Source organism: Paraburkholderia rhizosphaerae, assembly GCF_004366595.1.
Classification (GTDB): domain Bacteria; phylum Pseudomonadota; class Gammaproteobacteria; order Burkholderiales; family Burkholderiaceae; genus Paraburkholderia; species Paraburkholderia rhizosphaerae.
Map to the genome: position 1 here is coordinate 60,597 of NZ_SORE01000024.1, position 20,905 is coordinate 81,501.

Below are 20,905 nucleotides of genomic sequence, written 5' to 3' on the forward strand. Positions count from 1 at the left end.
GCCGTGTGATCAGTCGTCGCACTCGGGCGGGTCTTTGCAGACCGTGGCGATGCCTTGCGGCTTGAGTTCTTCGGAAAGCAGAAGCTGCGCGCCCTGCGTGACGACTTCGTCGCCTGCATGGAGGCTCGCATTGGGGCTCGTATTGGGGCTCGCATTGAAGCTTTCAGTCACGATGATGTCGCGATTGTCGCTGTCCGTGACGGGCACGAAGCGGCGAGCAAACCTGTCCGGCGCGGTTTTCACGTAGACCCACGTCTGTCCGCCGTACCAGAGCACCGCGCGCGCGGGAATCGCGAGCGACGCTGCGGCAAGCTCGCGCATTGCCGGTACATGTGCGCTCGCGCGCATGCCGGCGGGAAGCGGACGAGCGGTCACGTATAGCCACGGCTCGCCCTGCACCGCCGGATCGACGACCGGTGACGCCGACAACCGTTGCGCGACGACCTCTGCACCATCGGGTGCATCGACCGTGATTCGCTGCGGTGGCATTTCGCCGGACTCGCCCACTGGGAGCGTCATGCGGACCACCGCGGCGCGCCCCGTCTGCAGGCGATCGTACAGATCGGACGTGGCGGCCGCCGCGGCTTTCGCAAGCGCATCGCCAAACTGCAGACGCAACATCGCGTCAATTCCAGCCAGTGCAGCACGCGCATTGCGTAGTTTCGCGGCGTCGGCCTGCATCGCGGCATCCGCGTCCTGCAGGGTTTTGCGCGACACGTTCCGGTCATCGTCGAACAGGGTCTGGCTGCGCGCGAATTGCACCCGCGAGTTGGCGGCCTGGGCGGAAAATGTGTCGAGATCCGCTCGTGCGGCCGCCAGCCGGTTACGCAAATCGAACAACGACTGCAGATCGACGACCGTCGCATACGCCGTGCGCGCCGGCGCCGCGGTTATCACTGAAAGCGCCGACACTTCGATATGACTCGCACGCTGCATCTCCCGACTGACGACCAGTACCGTTTCGCCATTCACCGTTTGCACGGCGGGTCGCTGCGCTGCGCTGGGCTCGGTTGCCTGCGCGGATCGATGTGCGGCAAGCGTCAGGTATGTGAACCACGCGCCGCCAACTACCAGCACGCTCAACAGTGCGCTGCACAACAGCAGCCGGCTTTTCATTTGCGCCACTCCTGCGCGCTCCGCGCGGTGTTCAGTGCGTCATCCTCCGGCAGTGGCCGCTGCATCGCGTCTTCGAGCGCATCGGCCGCCTGGCGCGCCGCAATCACCGCGTCGAGATGGCCGATTTCGCTCGACGCATAGTCGGCCTTTGCTTGCGTGCAAGTCACGCGATCCACGTCGCCCGCGGCAAACCCCGCAGCTTCGCTGTCGCGCTGTCTGCGCGCCGCGGCCAGATTAGCCTCCGCGATCGGCAGCGCGTCGAGGCTCGAACGGTAACGCGCAACGCCGCGATCGACGTCGCCGAGAATCGCGTCCTGCAATGCCGCCGTACGTGCGGCCGCCTCCTTGCGCTTCGCGGCCGCCTGCGCGATGCCACCGTGGTTCCGGTCGAAGACGGGTAACGTGATGCCGGCCAGCCCGAACGCGATCCGGTTCGTGCCGGTGTCGTACGTGTAACCGGAACCGAGATGGATATCCGGATACTGCTTTGCAACCTCGAGTTGCAATGCCGACTCGGCGGCTGCATAGTCGGCAAGCGACGCGCGCAGGTCCGCGCGATCGAACATCGCGTTGCGCCGCGCGTCAGCGTCGGGCGGCGCCGGCGGCACCGTTGCGACTGCATCGAAGTCGATCGCGATGTCGTCGAGCGCAGCCTCCGGAACGCCAATCGCCGTGGCGAGCTGAGCCTGCGCCTCCTGTTGCGCGATGCGCGCAGACGCTAGATCGGCCTGCGCCTGGGTTGCCGCGGCGAGCGCTGCGTCGACGTCCGGCCCCGCGTTCTCGCCGACCGCGCGACGCTTGCGCACCATCGCGACGATCTGCTGCATTGCGTCCATCTTGGGCGAAAGCCAGCTGACGCGTTCGCGCGCCGCATACAGTGCGAGCATTGCATCGCGCACCTGCGCGCTCACTTTCCACGCTTCATTCGCGATGTTCAGGCGCGCCGATTCAGACTGGTGCGACGCCTGATCGACGCGATAACCGCGCTTGCCGGCGGTTTCAATCGGAATGTCGAGCGAGGGGCCAGTCGTGAACGGCGCACCGGGGCCGGGATTCGGAATCGTATACTCGAACGGCAGTTGCAGGACCGGATTCGGGATCGCATCGGCGACTTCGATGCCGGCCCGCGCGGTCCCCCACTGCGCACGCGCGACGTCAAGCGCGGGGTTGTAGTACCACGCCGCGAGCGTCAACGATTGCCGGCTCCAGCGGGCCGGCGGCCATGGTCCGACGCCGTGGCCGAGTTCGCGCGCGAACCATTCGTGCAGTTCGCCGCTCGCCAGCGAGCGCGTCTCGAACCGCTGTGCGAGTTGTGCGGGTGCAATCGGCTGCGCGCGATAGGTCGCGCAACCGCTCAGAAAAATGAAAACAATCAACAGCGCGTCGCGCATGCCGGCATCCGTCAGTCCAGTCGCCGTCCATCGGGACGGTTCCGGACCCGGATGCTACGCACCTGTCTGTGAAATTTTCGTCAACGACGGAGAGGACTGCGGGTCTGGCCGCGACCCACCCGCGAGCGGCAGACCCAGCGACGCGACAGTGCCTCGTCCGGGTTCGCTGTCGATCGTGATCGTCCAGCCATAGCGCGCGCAGATCTTGCGCACGATTGCCAGCCCAATACCGTAGCCGCATGACGGCGAAGATGCGTCGTCCGCGCGATAGAAGCGCTCGAAAACATGCGGCAGCGCATCCGCGGCGATGCCGTTGCCCGTGTCGTCAATGCGCAACCGGCCGCGGGTCCATCCAAATCGGACGTGTCCACTGGACGTGTGGCGCACGGCGTTGTCGATCAGGTTGGATAGCACAATTGCGAGTGCGGGCTGGTTCACATCCACATATACCGCGTCATCGACGTCGACGATCGACTCGACGCCTTTGCAGCGCATCGTCGCGACAAACGGCTGCAATGCATCGTGGACCCGCGCGACAAGCCGCTGCGGCTGCGTGCGCCCGGACGATTCCTCGCGCGCGAGCAGCAGCAGCGCATTGACCGTATCGCGCATGTGGTCCGCCGCGCGCTCGATCTGCGCGAGCCGTGCGCGAGACTTGTCGCCGATCGCCGTTTCCTCGGCGAGCAATTCAACACTCGTTTTGATAGTGGTCAGCGGTGTGCGAAGTTCGTGGCTGACGTTGCCGGTAAACTCCTTTTCCCGCTCGATCATGTCGGCCATGCGCCGATGATAGTCGTTGAACGCATCGACGAGCCCGACCAGTTCGGCTTCGTCGAACTTGCCTGGATTGATCGACGCCGAACGCTCATGCTGCAGTGCCTTGACCTGCCGCGCCAGTCCCGCAACCTGACGCACCAGCAACCCGGACAAACCGAACGCAAGCCAGATCGTCAGCAGCGCAAATGCGCCGGTGCCAGCCATCAGCGTATCGATCACGCGTTTAAAGTGCTTTTCGTAGGCGCTGAAGTCGTAGACGCGATAGAGACGCGACCCGTTAAGCGCAACGACCGAAACGTGAATCTCCCGACCATCGACGATGATCTCGTGTGTGCCATCCGGCAACGCGGCTGTTGTCGCCGGCAACGCGATGTGCGACTTGTCGGTGGTCGACAGGTAGCCTTGGAGTTGTTCGTCGAATGGTGGCAATAACGCCGGATTCGCTTGATAGCTTCGCAACACGCTCATCATGTCGTCGCGAATCAGCGCGGCAATCAGGCGCTCTTCCTGCGCTTCGGCGAACAGCCGGACCCCTAGCGCCTGCGCGATGAGCAACACGATCGTCAGCGCCGAGAAGACGAGCGCAACCTTCAGGCGCAGGCTACGCCGCATCGCGGTCTTCCGCGACTAAGCGGTAACCGAGTCCATGCACGGTTTCGATCAGTTCCGCTTCGCCCGGCTGGCTGAGCGCCTTGCGCAACGTATAGATGTGCGCACGTAGCGTGTCGCTATCCGGCAACTCCTCTCCCCACAATTGCGCTTCGAGTTCGGCTCGCCCGAGCACCCGATTCGGCGATTGCATCAGAATACGCAGCAAATGCAGGCATTTCGGCTTGAGCCTGATCGCGCGGCCGTTGCGTTCGACCGCAAGCGTGGCCAGGTCGAGCCGTACCCCTGCGCAAAAAATTTCCTGCCGGGCAACCTGCCCGCGGTAGCGCTTGATCAGCGCATCCAGACGCGCGCCGACTTCCTTCAGCGAGAACGGTTTCACCAGGTAGTCGTCGGCGCCATGTCCGAAGCCTTCGAGCTTGTCGTCGAGCGTGTCTTTCGCGGTCAGCATCAGCACTGGCGTGTCGCGGCGTGCTTCGCTGCGCAACTTGCGGCACAACGTCAGGCCATCCATGCCCGGCAACGTGAGGTCTAGCAGGATCGCGTCCCATGCATCGGCCAGCGCGAATCGCAGGCCGGAGGTTCCCGTATCGGCGACGTCTACCTCGAAGCCGCGACCCTCCAGATAGTCGTAAAGGTTCGCGGCAATGGCCGGGTCGTCCTCGACAATCAGCACCTTCATATACGCATCGTCGCCGGTTGCTCCCGCTTGATCAAAAGTCGGCGTGCACGGTAACGTAGGCGGCCAACGGCGGACCAACATACGCGCCGACCACGTTGGTCGCGGTGAAGTAGCGCTGGTTGGTGACGTTATCGATGTTGAGATCGACGCCCCAGTGGTGCTCCGCATAACCGAACTGCAGGTTCTCGATCAGGGAAGCGGGGGCCCAGTCGTTGCCGTTCGCAAAACCGTTCGTCATGCGGCTGATGTAGTTGATGCCCGCCCCTGCGTGAAAGCCGGCTGTACCGAACAGGCTGAAGCGGTACGTCGTCCACAGGTTCGCCATATAGGCTGGCACACCCTGCGGGACCGTCCCGACCGAGCTCGGGGTGTCTTGACTGTCGGTGATACGCGCATGCTCATAGGTGAAATTCGCATAAATATGCCAGGCCGATGTGAGATCCGCGTCGAACGACACTTCAGCTCCACGCGTGCGTTGCGCATCGAACGCGATCTGGTCGTCGCCGAATGGCGTCGCCACGTGGTCCCGCTTCACGTCGAACAGCGCGGTGTTAAGCACGTAGCGCCCATCGTCGAATGACCACTTCACGCCTAGCTCGTACTGCAGCGCGGATTCCGGAGGGCCGATCGAAAACGCCGTGTTTTCCGAGTTGAAATTCGCGAGGTAGCTGCGCGATACGCCAACATACGGCGTCATCCACGGCGTGACCTTGTACAGCACGCCGGCGTTCCAGCTGGTCGGCGCATCGTTACGCGTGTACGTATTGCCCTGGACCAGCGTTATGCCGTCGTTGGCCGTACGGTTCGGCTCGCCGGGGACCGGGTTCAGCGTCAGCGATGTGCCGAACCAATCCTTGCGCACACCCGCACGGACTTTGAATCTATCCGTCACATCCACCTGATCCGTTGCATAGAGGCTATAGAAATTCCCCACCACGTGGTCGTTCTGACACGAGTGAGAGGGCGAGCACTGAAAGTTGAGGTTCGCGATCGAGGTTTCCGGAGGCACCGGCGCAAAAATGTTGTCGATGTCCGGAAGATCCGCGGTCGTCTTTGCACTGTTGAGATCCTGGTGCAGGTATTCGAAGCCCGTCAGCAGCGTATGGTGCACGCCACCCGTCGAGAATTTCCAGACCGGCTCTAACTGGTAATCGATTGTGTTCAGCGAATCATCCTGATCGCGTAGCTGGCGGCCGGTAAACGTGGTGCCTTTGACCTTCGCGTGCGTGCTATCGCCGTTGCTGAAAAAGTCCAGCGTGTGGTGCAGGTACGACAGGCGATTATTGATCGTCAGGTAGTCGCCGATGCGCCATTCATCCGAAAGCGTGGTGCGGACGTAGTTACCGTGCGCGTTGGCGAACGGTGTCGAAAACCTGGCGTCGAAAGGAACGCTGCGGATAGGCGCCCCCTTGAAGTAGATCAGCCCATATGAATCGGGCGTTGCCATATAGTCCTGCGCGTCGACTGAGAATTCGATCTTGTGGTCGCCGATTTTCCATTGCAGATCAGGGCGGATTTCCTTGTTCCACGATGACAGGTCGCGGTAGCCGTCAGACCGGGCGCCCCCGACGTCCAGACGATAGTTCAGTCCATCGATGCCAGTTGGGCCCGTGACATAGCCCGTCGCATTGACGGTGCCGAACGAGCCGGCCTGAACACTGCCGCCCCAGTGAAACTGGGCCGACGGCGTGTAGTGAATCAGATTGATCGAGCCGCCCGGAGGGCCGCTGCCGAGCAGCGCCGACCCTGGTCCTTCAAGCACTTCGATCCGCTCGACCCCCAGCAGTGAATGCGTCGGGCCGTTGACCTGATCGCCATCCGAGAAGCCGTCATCATAAGTCTGCGCTTGCAGGCCGCGAATCATGAAGTGGTCGGTGAAGCCCTTTGAATCGGTACCACCATAATTGACACCGGAGAAGTTGCCGTTACGGATCGCCTCCTGTAACGACGTGGCGCCTTGCTCATCGAGAATCGCGCGCGGAACTTCCTGCACGCTCATTGGCAGATCACCCAGCGGTGTGCCTGTTTTGCTCGCGTTGACGACCTGGTCAGGATCGTTGACGTTGTCCGGACCGGTGGTCATTTTCGACGCGTCGACAACGATAGGCTTCAATGTGACAGGCGCTTCGGTTTGTTGAGCGGTTGAGGGTCGATTCTGTTGAGCTTGCGCCGTTTTGGCAAATCCAATCGTCGCAAAGGTAACGGATACCGCAACTGCGATGCTCAAGCGGGAGGCTCTCATTCAAAACTCTGTACCATAGATTAATTGTTATATGTAGTGCAAACTAAAAATATTACCTACATATATGGTCAGTGGATTTGCACAGGTAACTGCGTATATGAAGCTACGCAGTCACCCGCCGTTACCGGTTACTTCCGATCGCGCGCATCAGGGAAACGCCGGTTCATCCGATGCGCTCGACCGAACCAACACTACACCGGCTTAATCGTCGTCGCCGTCATCATCTGCCGTCGCGACCACCTTCGATCCGTCAGCACTCACCTTCGTGTAGATCGAATGCGGTTCCGGATAGGGCTTGTTACCCATCACGCCCTTCCACAGCACATGGTTGAACAGCTCCGGCGGAATCCGATCCTCTTTCGAAAAGTCGAAGTCCTTCGTCGCGTCCGCCCAGTACGTCGCGTCATGCAGCGGATGAATGTCCGGACCCTGAGCAAACTGGTTACCGTCATTACCGCTCTTCGTCGAGCCCGTGGCCACGTTGCCGACGTTCGTACCCTTCAGGATCGTCGATGCGACAGCCGTGTATGTCCACGAACCGTTCCCCCTCGTGTCGAAGAGGTCAGTCATCGGCTTCGCGTACGCGGTGTTCAGGTCGATGTGCGGCGTACCGAGCAGGTCTTCCATCGTGCGGATCGCGTCGACCTGCGTGTAGTTGGTGCTGACGACGGCGTGCTTCTTCACGTACGGACCGACCACGTATGCGGTCGAGCGGTGTGAGTCGACGTGGTCGGAGCCCGCCTGCGAGTCATCCTCAACCACCACGATCATCGTGTCCCGCGCATACGGGCTGTTCGCGACAGTCTCGATCAGCTTGCCAACGGCGAAGTCGTTATCCGCTTCTTCCTGCTCCGCGGAACCCATCTGGCCAACGTTCTGCGTAAAGCTGCCCGTGTGATCCGAGCCCATGCGAACGAGTTCGAATGACGGCAGCCCACCGTTCTTCACGTACTGCTGGAACTCACGGTTCCATTCCAGTTCGCGGAACGTGTCCGGATAAGCCTGATCGAAGCCGCGATAGTACTCATCGGTGCGGTTGACGAGCGTCGGCTTGATGGGGTGAGCCTGAACGATGTTGGCGCCGGCCGGGTCGAGCAGCGGGCTTGCGATCGTGCCGATCGAGCCCACGTTGTTGACCATGCCGCCATAGTTGCGCACCGTACCGCCAGCGGCGAGCACCGCATCATAGATGTTGGCCTGCTGGTAGCCGAACGGCGCATCCGGTACCGAGATATCGGCGATGCCCGGCAGCGCATTGGCCGCGCCGCCCGGCAGTGACGACGTGGCGTTTGTGACGGAGCCGTTCGTGGCAGCGTCGCGCGCGGCGGTCGTAGCCAGTCCAACCGGCAGGCCGCGATTGTCACCTTCGGTTTCGTACGACATGCCGCGGTTCACGCCAGCGTAATTTTCCTGCTGCGAAACTTCCTCAGTCGGCGTGATGTGCCCGTGCTGCACCCACGACCAGCCATCCATCGAACCATCGCCCGGATCCATGAAGTGGTCGATCGTGACGAAGCTCTGAGCGATGTTGTGGAAGTTCGGCGTCGTCGACTTGCCGTACATCGTCAGCGTCGGATCGGCGTCCGCGCCATTGCCCAGGTCGCCGAGGATCTGGTCGAACGTGCGGTTTTCCTTCACGACGTAGATCACGTGCCGGATGTGATCGCGCATGAACTTCATCGTCTTGCGATCGTTGTCCGACTCTTTTTCCGAGTAGTGGTTATTCTCGTCCACCTGGCTGGTCAGACGGTCGAGCTGACCATCGCGCGGAAGCGGCGCGCTCAAGAGCGTGCTCTGCTCGAGACCGAACTGGTACTGCGCCTGCACGCCCTGCGCCGTATAGAGCGGGTTCGGGCCGGTGACCGACTTGCCGTTGATGATGTACATCTGCGAACCATCGGCGCTGATCGTGATGTCCTTCGGCGCATAGGCGGTCGGCATGAAACCTTCGACGTGGTACGCATTGTTGCCGTCGTGCGAGATCACAGCGATCGAGTTGTCACCGTTGTTGACGGCATACAGTGTCCGGCCGTCGCGGGAAACAGTCACGTTGACGGTATCGCGGCCGCTGTACGTTCCATGACCGTTGCCGTTGCCATTGCCGTGACCATTGCCATTGCCCACATCGATTGCGAGGTCGATGGTCTTATCGACCTTGTGGCGAGCCGTATCGATGACGGCGATCTGATCGGCATTCGAGACCGCGACGTAGAGCTTCGACTCGTCCGGCGAAAGCGACATGCCGTACGCATTGCCCTGCACCGGGATGCGCTTGATGAACCGCGGCGCAGCCGGGTTCGCCAGATTCAACACCACGACTTCACGGTCACGTACCGACGAGACGAACGCGGTGCCGTCGGACTTGAGCGACACGGCCCACGGATATTCGCCACCGGCCACGCCTTGCTGGCCCGACGTGTTGAACGGACGCAGATCGTATTCCGACATGAGCGTGTTCGAGCTCGTATCGATGATGGAAATCGAATCGTTGTAGTTGTTGGCGACGACAAGCATCCGACCATCAGCGGACAAAGCGAGGCCACCTGCGTTCGGCTTCACGCCCGAACCGATACCCTTGCTGTGGTTCAGCCCGATGGCTGCGGTCTGCGCCCATTGTGCCGACGGAGCAGTGGAAGCGCGGCTGTACACATAGACCTTGTCGTCAGCGCCACCGGTACCGTACAGCGTCTTGTTGCCGTTCCAGACGAGTCCATCGAACGCGTTGTTCTGGTGAATCGCTTGCACCAGCTTCGGGGCGGTCTTGTTACGACCCGACACGTCATAGATGAAGATGTACTGGGTCGAATCGGCCGTATCGAGCGTGGCGTTGTTAGAGCCGGTGTACACCGTGTTGTAGCCGGCAGTGATCACCGCCAGGGTGTTGCCGTCCGGGCTGAGTTGCGATTTGATCGCACCGCTCACGACCTGTGTCGGTTTGGCCGACAGTTGCGGATTCAGCAGTTGAGCAACAGCACCGGGGATGGCCATCGGGGAGATGAATTGGCCAGTTGGCAAAAGCTCCATGTTGCCTTGCGGCGCAGCCATGGCTAGACCCAGACTACTCGTAATCAGGCCGGCGGCAAGCCCGACCTGGACGATGTTGCGATTCATTGTGATCCTCCGAATATTCAAAACTGGATTTCAAATTTAATTCGGCCTTAATCTTTTTGTCATGTTTTTGCCCTTGAGTAATCAAGATGCACTGGCAGAGTGATTGGCCGGGTGGGGGTTGCGTTATTTCTTTCTGCCAGCCCGGCCATTTAGGCACTGGCTAATGTCAACTAAATGACATGTCTTGCGATAAAAAAAGTAAGTTGGGTGTAACGCCGTCTTTAGATAGGCGATTAAAACTAACAAATATTACGGTTTAGTTCGATTGCTGTAATTAATTCGCAAGATTCCAGGTCCTCCGGAGTAGTCAGGTGCTTGTGCTGTAGTTGCAATATTTCGCACATGGCGAGCTGCGCGAAAGCACTCGAAACCGGAAGCGCACGACGGGTTCATGTTGGCCGGCTTCTCCCTGTCTCCCGCGCCAGATAACGGCGGCAACGCCTGTTCCGCATAGGCGTCCGATGCCGCCGGTTTTTCTCCACCATTCCGCCAGATAACTAGGAATCCAATATCGTTCGCATGTCAGTTTCCCAGCGCATTAGTTATATGAGTGGCTGACATTTCCATAGCGCGGGGAGGAATCGGGTCGACTCGTCCCGATTGTGAACAAATGTGAACTGTCGCCTTGCGCCAATAGTTGATCCCGCATACCGACGGCGTTATCGCGAAGATGGATCGATCACATAAAATGGTAAAAAAATAGAATCAAAATTCCGGCAGCATGCCGGTCTATGTATCCCGCATGCGCGACTGCACGCAATCCGAAGCAGACGTTTGTGCCGTCCGCCTGCACGGCTAATTTCCCGTTCGCTTTTCGAGTTGGGACTCATGCACTTTTCAAACCTTTCCGGCGTCCTTCGTCTATGCAGACGCCGCCGCGTTCGATACGGCCCGGCGGCACATCACTAACTTGTCTCCGGTAGACACCTTTCCATGTGCTCGCGCCGGGGAGAGCGTCCGCCGTATCCAGTTCAATCGTCCGCTTGCGCATTGCCGCTGCGCAAACGGGTGCGTCGCTAGCGGCACATCGACTCTCGCCGCGTCCTTTACGCGTCGAGCCGGCAGGAGACGTATCATGAAGCGCTCGTTAAAACTTGCTTTGACGTGTGGAACCGTTACAGGAATCTGCGTGACGTGCACCGTGTTTGCCCAAAATAGTGCCGATGGTGCGAGTAGCGTAGGCAATGCACAAGGCGCCGCGACTGCGGAAATGACCTATCACGGAGACTCTTCCTCAAGCTCGCGAAATGCAGTGTCCAGCAAAGGGCAAAGCAGCGCCTCCGGGTATGGCGGGGTATCAGGGGGCACTAGCTCCAGTGGCAGTCTGAGCGGCCCGGGATGGGCTGCGTGCGGTCATCTGCCGCGATGCAACCCTGACAGCGGCCACTAGAGCGGCCACTAGACAATAAAGTCGAAAATAGCGGAGCTTCACGGCCAGGCAGCGCTTATTCGTGAAGCTCCACCGCTGCGATCGCCGACCCATCGACAGGCGCCATGTCGCTCGCATGCGCCAACCGGGACTCTTCCATCGCTATCAGTTGTTCAAGCTCAACGCTATTTACGTGGTCCACCTGCGGGTCGTTTTCGGGCGCGTCGTGGTCATTGATCGCGGGCGTGTCTGTCGCTTGATAATCCGACACGCCAAGCACCTGAGACAATAACAACGCTGCGGCCGTCACGCTCATTCCGAGTGGACCGCTCGAAAGCCCACCAAGAAACTGCGCGGTGCTGCAAATGGTTGATGCTGCTCTGCTCCAGTTCATCACATTGCTCCCAGCAAGTTCCCCGCTATCCTGTCGGTTCATCCGCAACCGATTGAAGTAAGTGCGGGACACGTCCTCAGGTAGTTGCATCGGAAGGCCGCCCGCGTACCTGGCGGCATCGACTGTCTGCTAAAGAAAACGGTAGCCGGAGAACGTTATATGCACGGCGATTTTGAACCGCGTATACACCCGCTTTAGCGCGCGTCGCGGACAGCGAACACGGGTAAACGGTCAGCTCGCCGTGCTCGCCCATTCGGCCTGGAACGTTGGGCCTAGTCCGTGCAGCCGAGCGGCGTTTGCAGTGCAACTTCCGACGGCCGTGCGGCGGTGCTTTTGCGAGCGCTTAGGTCAGGCGACGTAATTCGCTCGTCGCACTTTCGTTTCACCGCTACCGATGAGCGCGTCATCGGTACCGTGAACAGATGGCCACGCTATCGCGGTGTAGTTCGTCCGGCCGATAGGCTAGGCCACTCCCGCGGCCTACTCTGCAAGCGTCTCCCTTCCGTTTGCTGGAGAACATCATGGCCGAGTTGAGTTACCCGACCGGCACCGGAATCGATTGCGAGGCCGCGACGCTGATCGATCTTTGGCATCGGCGCAGCCATCTTTCCACCATGGAGATGGGTCGCATCTACACGGTCGTGCGAGGAGCGCTGCACGGGTACTATCCTTCGGAATTGCGGGCGCTACCCGAAGACAAAGACGAACTGATCGCGCAGTTCATTTTTTCGCGCGTGCTAAGACTGGATACTGATGACTACGCGGAGCCGCATGAGTGTCCGGATAGCGCGCCGTCAAACGCCTACGCTATTTGTGCTTATTTCCGGCATTACCTGATTGATTGCCTGCGCAGTGCGAGCCACCGGCGCAACATCTCGATCGAGGTCGACGGCGTATCCGCCGAACTCGATGCTCATGCACACCCGCTCGATGACCCTGTCGAATCGGTGCTCGCGGAGTACGGCCTCAACGAACGGCAAACCAGGCAGGCCGCGCGTGCTTTCGTGAATTCACTCGATGACGGCGACCGCATCATTCTGGCGGCCAGCCTTGGGACGTGTTGCGACACGAACGGAGGACTCAGGGGCATTGCGCACCGACATCGGCTAGCTTCGTATCACTATCATGCGCGCAAGCTCGGCGTGACCTTGAAGAAAACGGCACATTCCGATGATTATGGTAGTACGAAGATCGGCAGCTGGATAAGGGATACGCTTGGAATCGAAATCGTCGCTGAAAACCGCCCCGTCATTCTGATCATCCTCAATCTGCTCGCTGTCGATGCGCACGAATGACATACAGCGCCAATTCCGGCTTCCGAACGACTGAAGCATTCAGTCATCCGCCCCGGCCCGATCTGAAGGTGATACCGAGCTGACTCACCGCAACCACAGCCTGCGTTCGATTTGCGACATGGAGCGCGCGAAACACGGACGCAATATGCACCTTCGCGGTTCCTTCCGCGAGACCGAGTTCGCGGCAAATGAGCTTGGTCGGCTTGCCCTGGACGAGCAATTCGAGCACTTGCATCTGTCTGCCCGTGAGTGCTTTTTCCGGCAATCGTCCCAAGGGCTGCGTAGCGTCGATTGCACTGACGGCCGCCGGCGCGGATTGTCTGGCGCCGGCCACCTCCAACGCGGCAGGCGGAATATAGACACCATTGACAAGGACCAGCCGTAAGGCGCTCATCAACACGCGACTGGTGGAGGACTTGGGTATGAAACCCATCGCGCCCGCATCCAACGCGTCGAGTATCGTCGCCGGATCGTCGCGGCCGGACAGAACGACGACCGGCAGGCCGGGATGTTCAGCGCGCAACCGATGTAGCGCCTCCATCCCCGATATGTCCGGCAGCGACAAATCCAGCAGCACCATGTCCAGATCCGTTCTTTGATCGGCCATCCGGAAAGCGCCGGCGCAGTTTTCCGCCTCAACGACTTCGGTGTCTGCATCGAGTTGCGTCAAGATGAGCCGTAGGCCCTCCCGGAACAGCGCGTGATCGTCGACTAGCATAATCTTCATTGCTGCTCCTTCGATAACGCTGATGTCCCGAGTCGCGCGCCGAAGGGCCCATGCTCGTCATAATCACGATGGCGACGTTGCCAGAAAGGCGACGTCGGCCAACGCCTTTCGCGACCGTAATAAAACGCTCGCGTTCCAAGATACGAAGTAAACCCTCGCTCGATCCGCGCCGCGTAGTGCGCAAGCGCCGTGTCGTTTCCTCCGAGCGAAGCTTCGATTGCCGCTGCGGCGTCAAGGCCTGAGCGCAACGCCTTCAATACGCCCGAGGACGAAAGCGGATCGTACGCACTGGCCGCGTCGCCAACCTTCAGGCATCGCTCGCGTTGAATCGATATGTGCCGATAGGTACTGGCCGCGAAAAGATGAAGACTATCGACATCGGGGAGCATGCCGACCTTCACGCGCGTATAAGGTGCTTCATGTAGCCGCGTGATAAAGAACCGCAAGAGATCGCGCCGGTAAAGCTTCAATTGATCGCCGTCAGTCATATAGGCGACGACTCGCCTGTTTCCCGGCAGCGGAGCGGAATACCACCAGCCATCGCGAACCGCTTCCAGAAGCATGCGCGAATCGCTTTGACCGGACGGCGGGACGACGAAGCCGACCAGCCCCACAAGCTTGTCGTAAACAATGCGGTGGCTCGATCCAGGCAGTAGCGACGAGCAACGCCCCATCGCGTCGACGACGAAACGGCTGCGCAGCCTCAGCGGCCCATCGGAAACTCGCTCGGCATCGATCTCGAAGGTCTTCGAACGCGGCTCGCAGCGTCGTACCGTGCTCGCCAGGAACACATGTGCACCTGCGTCCGCAGCAGTACGCGCGAGCATTGCGTCGAAGCGGCAGCGATCGAGATGCCACCCGTGACCGTATGGATTGAAAATGTAGTCGTTCTCGAACGGGCGCGGCGTTCCCCATACCGAGACCATTCCGCTGCTACGCAGATGGACGTCGTTTTCCAGGCGCTGCAGCGAATCCATTGCGGTGAGGGCCACGCGACTCTCAGGCGGCAATGTTTCGCCGGCGCGTGGTGTGTCGTAGCGGGAGCGTTCGAGTATCGCAACGGCCAGGCCGCGGCGCGCGAGCGCAATTGCGGTCGCGCATCCGGCCGGCCCGCCGCCCAATACGGCGACGTCCAGCGTGCGCGGAGACGGACGTTCACGACGTGCAACGAGATCCGCTTTCATGGCGACCCAGGTGGGAGCGTATCGTCGCGGTTGTCCTGAGCGCGTACCGTGCGCAGCGTTCCAGGCCGGCGGCGAAGCGTTTTGCCTGGCGGTTCCGTATGCGGTGGAATATCGTAGGGTGATTCGATGCGCTCCTCCTCAACATAGACCGTGCCGGCGACAAGTTCATTTTTATCGTTTTTACCGACGTCGTCTGCCGTAGCCGGAATGCTCCAGCCGTCTTCTACCGTAAGCCGCTTCGCCTTCACCACACCAAGGCTCGACCACCGGTTCACCATGTCCATCGCGTCTTTTATACCGAAGTGCCACAGTTCCATCTGTTCCGATAGCGCATCGGCCGGTAGGTCCATTTTCTTGTCGTCACGCAAGACCACCACCTTGTCCGGATGCGTAGCCGGCCACCAGGTCGCGTCTCCATCCATCCTGCACTCGTAGAAGTCCGACTGCCACGGCACCGCCAAGCCCTCGGTGATGCGTCCGGCCCCACGATTTAAATCTCCGCTCCATAGTTCGGAATGCGGATCAATCCGGCAAGGCGCCATGTAAAGGCGCTTGTCCTTCATGATGCGAGGCGCTTCCATTCCCGGGAAAAACGGGCCACCCGAGCATGCTTGCAACGCGATGCGATCGAGCGCGTCGCATTCGCGTTCGCGTTCGGTAACGGGCAACTGCGTGTTTTTAAAGGTTCCATTAGCCCAGTTGCGCATATGCCGGTATTGACGACGCGTCAAAGCGAGCACTTGCGATGCGCCACCGGGTTTCGCGAGCTTCTTGAAGTCGTCGTGAAGCCTCGGCATCGCGACCTCGCGCGGCTCCATCAAAGCGTCGTCAGGATCCCGCAAGTGCGCGAACAGCATCTGCCGGTATCGAATTGCCTTTTCCGACACACTGCCCGGCGGCGGTGCAATGTCTGACGGTTCGGCAAGCGCCGCAAACAGCGCTGAGCTTTCGTCGCTCCACGAACCGTGCTTGTCCGGCACCTCCGAACGCATCACGCCGGAGAATACCCACCGGTAGCCCCTGGCTCGCCGGAGAATGGGTAACACGTCACGATAGAAGTTGGTCTCGACCTCTTCGGAAAGATCAACGCCTTGCTTGTCCATCCATACTTGAAGGCACACGTCGTACAGGGTGACGAAGCTGCTGACATCGGGTGCGAAGTCCGGCGGAGCGACAATCACCCATGACGGCACGACGTCGATCGAAACGCCGTCTTTCGTCATGACCCGCGCGCTCACAGGTCCGTCTGAGGTATCGTCGCACCAGCCGTCATTGTCCGCGAAGCTCGGGAGCGACGGCGGCACAGACGTCGTGATCGATTTGCCCCTGCCGCCGAGGACCAGAAGCCGACCAGTTGCATCCGTACGAATCTCTCCAAGGGGAACCGATTGACCGAGAAACACCCCGGTGTCGAAGCGTGCCGTGTTCTGACCGGCACCACCAGGCGGGACGTGCAAGGTGCGCGGTTCAGGATCGACAACGAGCGTGTCGCGGTCCGCGCAACCGCTATTGCGGAGCTCAATATCCGAAGTTGGTCGACCCGGCTCCGCGGACTGTTCGAATCGTGCAGCGGCGCCCTTGCGATTGCGCAAATGGACCGTCCAGTCGACGCTCTGCACCTGCTCGTCGCCATAGCGGACTTCTTCCGCGTCGGTGAGCACGCCGTGACTGTCACGGGTGCATTTGTAAATCCGGAAGCGCGCGGCCTGACGCTTTAGCTCCCCTGCGCTGTCGCGATACATGAACGGTCCGGACACCTCCGCAGGCGTTTCATCCTCGAAGGGCCTTCGTGTCACCCATTCATCGTTGGCGCCCTTGATCGGCTCCGGCCCAATGAAATACGAATCCGAACTACCCAGCCGGGCAATGCCGATGGACGGGTGAATCTCGTAGGTGACCGTGTTCGCGTCCGCATATTCGTCGATCATCGACGTCTCCTCAATGAAAGAGGCAGATCATCTCGCGTCGAAAACAGCCGGAGAAAACCTACCCCGTCTTCGATGCATCGAGGGTGCTACCGGGCGAATCGTCTTCCAGGACGTGCAGAACCGGATGGGGCGTCTGCAATGCAAGCAGCACGAGATCTTCCGTACCCAATACCGCGTACCAATGCAGCGCGCCATTTGGAACGACCACGAGATCGCCCTCCCCGAGTTCTCCTTCCATCAGTGCGTTGTCCCATGGGACATTGCCGGCATCGTGCGGGTCGTGTGACGGTCTGACCGTCATTTTGGCGCGCCCGAGCCAACACAAAACGAACTCGACGCTCTTCGGATGGAAGTGCTCGGGATTTTCCTGCGACGGCACAAACGTGTAAGCGGTGAAATGAAAAGTTGGCTTCGCAAAATCCGTTGCCCCACCCGCGACAAGTCCCTCCTTGCCCCAGATCTTGGACCTCACGCAGATCAGCTTTGGATCGAGTTCAAACCCGAGGTAATCCTGAATTCTGCGTTTGTACGACGTCAACGCATCGCTGCTCAATACCTGAGGGTAGCCGCCGGGAAATGAATCGACTTCCGTGGCGGATTCGTCTGTATCCGGAATACGAATCAGCAGCAGAACCAGCTTTTCGACAGGCCATACTTGCGGATTCTGATTCGCTTTCGGAAAGGGATGCTGAACGCTTTTTCGCTCCTCCGCGAGTGCGGTGAACTTGTGCAGCGCATGCTTTGGGATAACCAGCGTATCGCCCGGCGCAATATGAATACCGTTAGAATCCGGCGCGTCCACTAGCGGCGGATCCCAGCCTGACCCATCGGATTGCTGCAGCGCGAGGCAGACCGTTCCGCGGCCGCGCCAGCAAATCACCAGTTCGACCTGGTCTGCGTAGTAATGAGAAGGAGTCTGCTGCCCCGGTGCGATCGAGAGAACTTCGACGGACAAGGACCGATCGCCGGTGCCCCACTGGACCGGCTTGCGCGCGAAGTTGGGATGCTCGGCATCGGCCACCGCTCTGACGTCGGCGACAAAATCCCTTAAATGCTTAATATTGACCTGAGGCGTGGCGTTCACGGCTTTTCCTCCGGCTCGCAATTTCAAGTCGTCAATCAAGTCAATGAATAATCTATTGGCTTATTTCGTATTGCATATCGACAACTGATTACTCAAAGCATTGTAGATAGTCACGTAGTCAAGTCAACCAATGCTGTATAGCCTTCCTTTGCCTGTTTAGCTTCCCATTCGTATGCATGCCTCTGCGGCGACGCACGGTGCTCCCGAATGTCAGGGCGCGTTGTAGTTAGCGAATTCAAAATTGATCCGCTGGTTAGTTCTAGTCCGGAAGGACTATGTTCATTTGCGAATACGCAACTAGACTACGAATTGAAACGGCCAGCGAAAGATTTACGGTTCGCGAGTGAAATCATCACGTCGCGGAAGATCGACGAAACAGGGAGAAGACGTCATGCTGGAACGACGGCATCTGAAACCCCTCTGCCTTAAGTTGATTGTTAATGCAGGGCTCTCTTGCGCACTGATGGTCACTTCGCTTGCCATCGCGGACGACATCAAGATTGGCGGCGCGGGTCCCGCAATGGGGACCATGCGCTTACTCGCCGAGCGCTATAACCAGACACACGACGCGCCGAAAATATCGGTGCTCGCGGCGAGTCTGGGTTCTGCCGGTGGAATTCGCGCGGCGACGGAGGGTGCGATCGACATCGGTGTCAGCAGCGTACCGCTGACCGAAAGCGAGCGCGATAAGGGAGCCAGGGAAATCGAAGTGGCTCGTACGCCGTTCGTCTTCGTGGTGGGAATGAGTACACCTGTCAGTGGACTGAGTACCCGTCAATTACAAAGCATCTATTGGGATACTTACGAGAAGAAAGATCCTGACTGGTCAGGATACCTGGACAGAACGCTCTTGCAGACGGACGCATCGGCCGTTCGAATCCGGATCATCATGCGGCCTGCCAACGAGTCGGACAATGCGATCATCAAGAAGATTAGCCCCGAGATCGACACGGCAATGACGGCCCTCGAGGAACGACCTGGCATGATCGTCAAGTCGAACGCTCAGGAAAACGCGGTGGCGATCGAAGAAATTCCAGGCGCGTTCGGCACGTCCACGCTCAGTCTCATTGTGACGGAACACCGCAAAATGCGGCCGCTGAAGCTGGACGGTGTGGATCCGTCGCCGCAAACCGTCGCCAATGGGCGCTACCCGTACTACAAGTCGGTCTTCCTCATCACCGGGACGAAGTCGTCCCCCGGCGCGCAGGACTTCATCGCATTCGTCAAGTCGAAAGACGGTCGGGAAATTCTCGAGAAAACCGGGCATGCGGTAGTCGACAAGCCAAAGCAGTAGTGATTGAACATGGTCCGAAACGAGGTTGCTGTCACCGTTACCTGGATTGCCACCATAGTTGCACTGATTCTCACGGTGGCTTTGCCATGGGGATATTTTCGGGTCGCCTATGGCGCGCTTGAGAGCCAGACCGAGACCGAGGGGCAGATTCGCGCCGGACTATTGAGCCAGTTCGTCGGCGCCAATCCGGACTTGTGGATGTTTTACGAACACAGTCTGCACGAAGCACTTTCACGCGACCCGCCACTGAGGACAGGACAGTACAACCGCATTCTCAACCTGAACGGTCAAACGGTGGACAGCGCAGGAACGCCTCCTTCGTGGCCGACCATCGTGCGCGTCGTCGAGCTATACGATGCAGGCAAGGTAACCGGCTACCTGGAGGTCACTCGTTCAATGCGTACGGTAGTTCGCAACACAATCTTCGTGGGAATGCTAGGTTTGTTGATGGGCGCCGCGGTGTTCTTTGTGTTGCGTGTGCTTCCGCTCAGAGCCTTGCAGCATGTCACCGAAGCACTCGAAGAGGAGATCGGGAAACACGATGTGGCCAGACGGGAGGCGGAGGCCGCCAATCGCGCCAAGTCACAATTCCTCGCGGCCGCCAGTCACGACTTGCGTCAACCGCTGCATGCACTCGGGCTGTTCGCTGCAGGCCTGACATCGGTCGTCAAGGAGCCATCCGCGCTTCGAATCGTCGCGAGGATTAACGAGTGCATCGAGATACTTGAAGAACTCTTCAACTCGCTACTGGACATATCGAAGCTTGACGCGGGCGTCATCCGGCCAGCGTTGAGTCACTTCCCGATCGAGACTTTGTTTGGCAGATTACGAATCGAGTATGTACCGATCGCAACGGCACAGGGACTAACACTGAAGATCGTCACCAGCAACGCGTACGTCTTCAGCGACTCGATCCTGCTTGAGCAAATTCTTCGCAATCTGATCGCGAATGCAATTCGCTACACCCCGAGCGGAGGACGCGTGCTGGTGGGTTGCCGGCGTCACGCTCAGACACTTCAGGTGCAGGTCAGGGACACAGGCATCGGGATTCCGGCGGAGCAGACCGAGCGAATCTTCGAGGAGTTCTATCAACTAGGCAATGCGGAACGCGACCGTAGAAAGGGTTTGGGCCTGGGTCTCGCGATTGTGAAACGCACGGCAAAATTGCTGGGATACAACGTGCAGCTGGCGTCGAAACCAGGCGTCGGTTCCGTCTTTAGCGTGGAGGTTCCTATTGGAGACGCGCCAACGCCAACACCTGCGCGCGACGTGTCGGGAGAAGTCCTTGGGGCAAGCGCCGTTGAAGGCAGTCTCATTGCAGTAGTTGACGACGAACCGGAAATTCTCGACGGCATGCACACGCTACTGTCGCAGTGGGGTTGCCAAACTGTCTGTACCGAAACGCTGGAGGAAGCAACACAAGGACTTATCCGCCATGCGCGCCGGCCAGACGTATTTCTTGTCGACTATCGATTGCGTGAAGGCGTGTCGGGAATTAGCGTCATTCGAGATCTTCAGGCACGCTTCGGATGCGATATTCCCGCCGTCATCATCACCGGGGAAACAGCGCCCGAAAGTCTGAGAGAGGTGAATGGAAGCGGCTATCAGCAAATCCACAAGCCGCTTTCCCCCGCCAGGCTCTACGAGTTGTTGAGTGGCCTCATCACATCTCAACGCGGAAGGCAGACCGAATTGTCATAGC

General features: G+C 59.7%; 14 protein-coding genes. 3 read left to right on the plus strand and 11 right to left on the minus strand.

Translation table 11 applies throughout. From position 1 onward, the window contains the following. Positions 1–9 precede the first annotated feature (9 nt). The 7 genes from BX592_RS26200 to BX592_RS26235 all read right to left on the minus strand — a co-directional run bounded on the left by BX592_RS26200 (position 10) and on the right by BX592_RS26235 (position 11,691). Positions 10–1,116, minus strand: coding sequence for a metal transporter (locus BX592_RS26200; RefSeq protein ID WP_134196111.1), 1,107 nt, complete (start codon positions 1,114–1,116; stop codon positions 10–12). Next, positions 1,113–2,507: a TolC family protein gene (locus tag BX592_RS26205; protein WP_134196113.1), complete on the minus strand. Its 1,395-nt coding sequence runs from the start codon at positions 2,505–2,507 to the stop codon at positions 1,113–1,115. The genes BX592_RS26200 and BX592_RS26205 overlap by 4 nt, the downstream gene beginning before the upstream one ends. A 54-nt stretch (positions 2,508–2,561) precedes the next feature. Beyond that, a complete protein-coding gene (locus tag BX592_RS26210; RefSeq protein WP_134196115.1) occupies positions 2,562–3,896 on the minus strand; it encodes a sensor histidine kinase in 1,335 nt (444 codons plus the stop codon). Continuing rightward, positions 3,886–4,575, minus strand: a complete 690-nt coding sequence (locus tag BX592_RS26215) for a response regulator transcription factor (protein WP_134196117.1) — start codon at positions 4,573–4,575, stop codon at positions 3,886–3,888. Before BX592_RS26215 ends, BX592_RS26210 begins: the two co-directional genes overlap by 11 nt. Before the next feature lie 31 nt (positions 4,576–4,606). Next, positions 4,607–6,658 (minus strand): TonB-dependent receptor, encoded by a 2,052-nt coding sequence (locus BX592_RS26220; RefSeq protein ID WP_134196119.1) that lies wholly within the window; start codon positions 6,656–6,658, stop codon positions 4,607–4,609. Between the two features lie 360 nt (positions 6,659–7,018). Then, positions 7,019–9,928 carry a bifunctional YncE family protein/alkaline phosphatase family protein gene (locus BX592_RS26225; RefSeq protein ID WP_243849735.1) on the minus strand — a complete coding sequence of 970 codons (2,910 nt, stop codon included), beginning with the start codon at positions 9,926–9,928 and terminating at the stop codon, positions 7,019–7,021. Between the two features lie 1,445 nt (positions 9,929–11,373). Next, positions 11,374–11,691 carry a hypothetical protein gene (locus BX592_RS26235; protein WP_134196123.1) on the minus strand — a complete coding sequence of 106 codons (318 nt, stop codon included), beginning with the start codon at positions 11,689–11,691 and terminating at the stop codon, positions 11,374–11,376. A gap of 521 nt (positions 11,692–12,212) precedes the next feature. Here BX592_RS26235 and BX592_RS26240 point away from each other — a divergent pair. Continuing rightward, the gene (locus BX592_RS26240) at positions 12,213–12,986 is read left to right on the plus strand and encodes a hypothetical protein (RefSeq protein WP_134196125.1); all 774 of its coding nucleotides are present in this window, start codon (positions 12,213–12,215) and stop codon (positions 12,984–12,986) included. Between the two features lie 43 nt (positions 12,987–13,029). Here BX592_RS26240 and BX592_RS26245 read toward each other — a convergent pair whose 3' ends face one another. The 4 genes from BX592_RS26245 to BX592_RS26260 are packed head-to-tail and all read right to left on the minus strand — an operon-like array spanning position 13,030 to position 17,909. Next, positions 13,030–13,704, minus strand: a complete 675-nt coding sequence (locus BX592_RS26245; protein ID WP_243849736.1) for a response regulator transcription factor — start codon at positions 13,702–13,704, stop codon at positions 13,030–13,032. A 5-nt stretch (positions 13,705–13,709) separates the two neighbouring features. After that, complete coding sequence (locus tag BX592_RS26250) at positions 13,710–14,897, minus strand: FAD-dependent oxidoreductase (RefSeq protein ID WP_134196129.1); 1,188 nt, start codon at positions 14,895–14,897, stop codon at positions 13,710–13,712. Next, complete coding sequence (locus BX592_RS26255) at positions 14,894–16,825, minus strand: LodA/GoxA family CTQ-dependent oxidase (RefSeq protein ID WP_134196131.1); 1,932 nt, start codon at positions 16,823–16,825, stop codon at positions 14,894–14,896. Before BX592_RS26255 ends, BX592_RS26250 begins: the two co-directional genes overlap by 4 nt. Positions 16,826–16,883: 58 nt before the next feature. Next, a complete protein-coding gene (locus BX592_RS26260) occupies positions 16,884–17,909 on the minus strand; it encodes a cupin domain-containing protein (protein ID WP_134196133.1) in 1,026 nt (341 codons plus the stop codon). A gap of 391 nt (positions 17,910–18,300) precedes the next feature. Between BX592_RS26260 and BX592_RS26265 the strand changes: the two genes are divergently transcribed. Further along, entirely contained in the window at positions 18,301–19,203 is a 903-nt protein-coding gene (locus BX592_RS26265) for a substrate-binding domain-containing protein (RefSeq protein ID WP_134196135.1), read from the plus strand. A 9-nt stretch (positions 19,204–19,212) separates the two neighbouring features. Next, positions 19,213–20,904 (plus strand): ATP-binding protein, encoded by a 1,692-nt coding sequence (locus BX592_RS26270; protein ID WP_134196194.1) that lies wholly within the window; start codon positions 19,213–19,215, stop codon positions 20,902–20,904. Position 20,905: the final 1 nt, after the last annotated feature.

What these genes read in the sequence shown, in the direction of transcription:
- BX592_RS26200 (WP_134196111.1), bottom strand. Translation starts at nt 1,116, where the DNA reads ATGAAAAGCCGGCTGCTGTTGTGCAGCGCACTGTTGAGCGTGCTGGTA.
- BX592_RS26205 (WP_134196113.1), bottom strand. Translation starts at nt 2,507, where the DNA reads ATGCGCGACGCGCTGTTGATTGTTTTCATTTTTCTGAGCGGTTGCGCG.
- BX592_RS26210 (WP_134196115.1), bottom strand. Translation starts at nt 3,896, where the DNA reads ATGCGGCGTAGCCTGCGCCTGAAGGTTGCGCTCGTCTTCTCGGCGCTG.
- BX592_RS26215 (WP_134196117.1), bottom strand. Translation starts at nt 4,575, where the DNA reads ATGAAGGTGCTGATTGTCGAGGACGACCCGGCCATTGCCGCGAACCTT.
- BX592_RS26220 (WP_134196119.1), bottom strand. Translation starts at nt 6,658, where the DNA reads ATGACCACCGGTCCGGACAACGTCAACGATCCTGACCAGGTCGTCAAC.
- BX592_RS26225 (WP_243849735.1), bottom strand. Translation starts at nt 9,928, where the DNA reads ATGAATCGCAACATCGTCCAGGTCGGGCTTGCCGCCGGCCTGATTACG.
- BX592_RS26235 (WP_134196123.1), bottom strand. Translation starts at nt 11,691, where the DNA reads ATGAACTGGAGCAGAGCAGCATCAACCATTTGCAGCACCGCGCAGTTT.
- BX592_RS26240 (WP_134196125.1), top strand. Translation starts at nt 12,213, where the DNA reads ATGGCCGAGTTGAGTTACCCGACCGGCACCGGAATCGATTGCGAGGCC.
- BX592_RS26245 (WP_243849736.1), bottom strand. Translation starts at nt 13,704, where the DNA reads ATGCTAGTCGACGATCACGCGCTGTTCCGGGAGGGCCTACGGCTCATC.
- BX592_RS26250 (WP_134196129.1), bottom strand. Translation starts at nt 14,897, where the DNA reads ATGAAAGCGGATCTCGTTGCACGTCGTGAACGTCCGTCTCCGCGCACG.
- BX592_RS26255 (WP_134196131.1), bottom strand. Translation starts at nt 16,825, where the DNA reads ATGATCGACGAATATGCGGACGCGAACACGGTCACCTACGAGATTCAC.
- BX592_RS26265 (WP_134196135.1), top strand. Translation starts at nt 18,301, where the DNA reads ATGCTGGAACGACGGCATCTGAAACCCCTCTGCCTTAAGTTGATTGTT.
- BX592_RS26270 (WP_134196194.1), top strand. Translation starts at nt 19,213, where the DNA reads ATGGTCCGAAACGAGGTTGCTGTCACCGTTACCTGGATTGCCACCATA.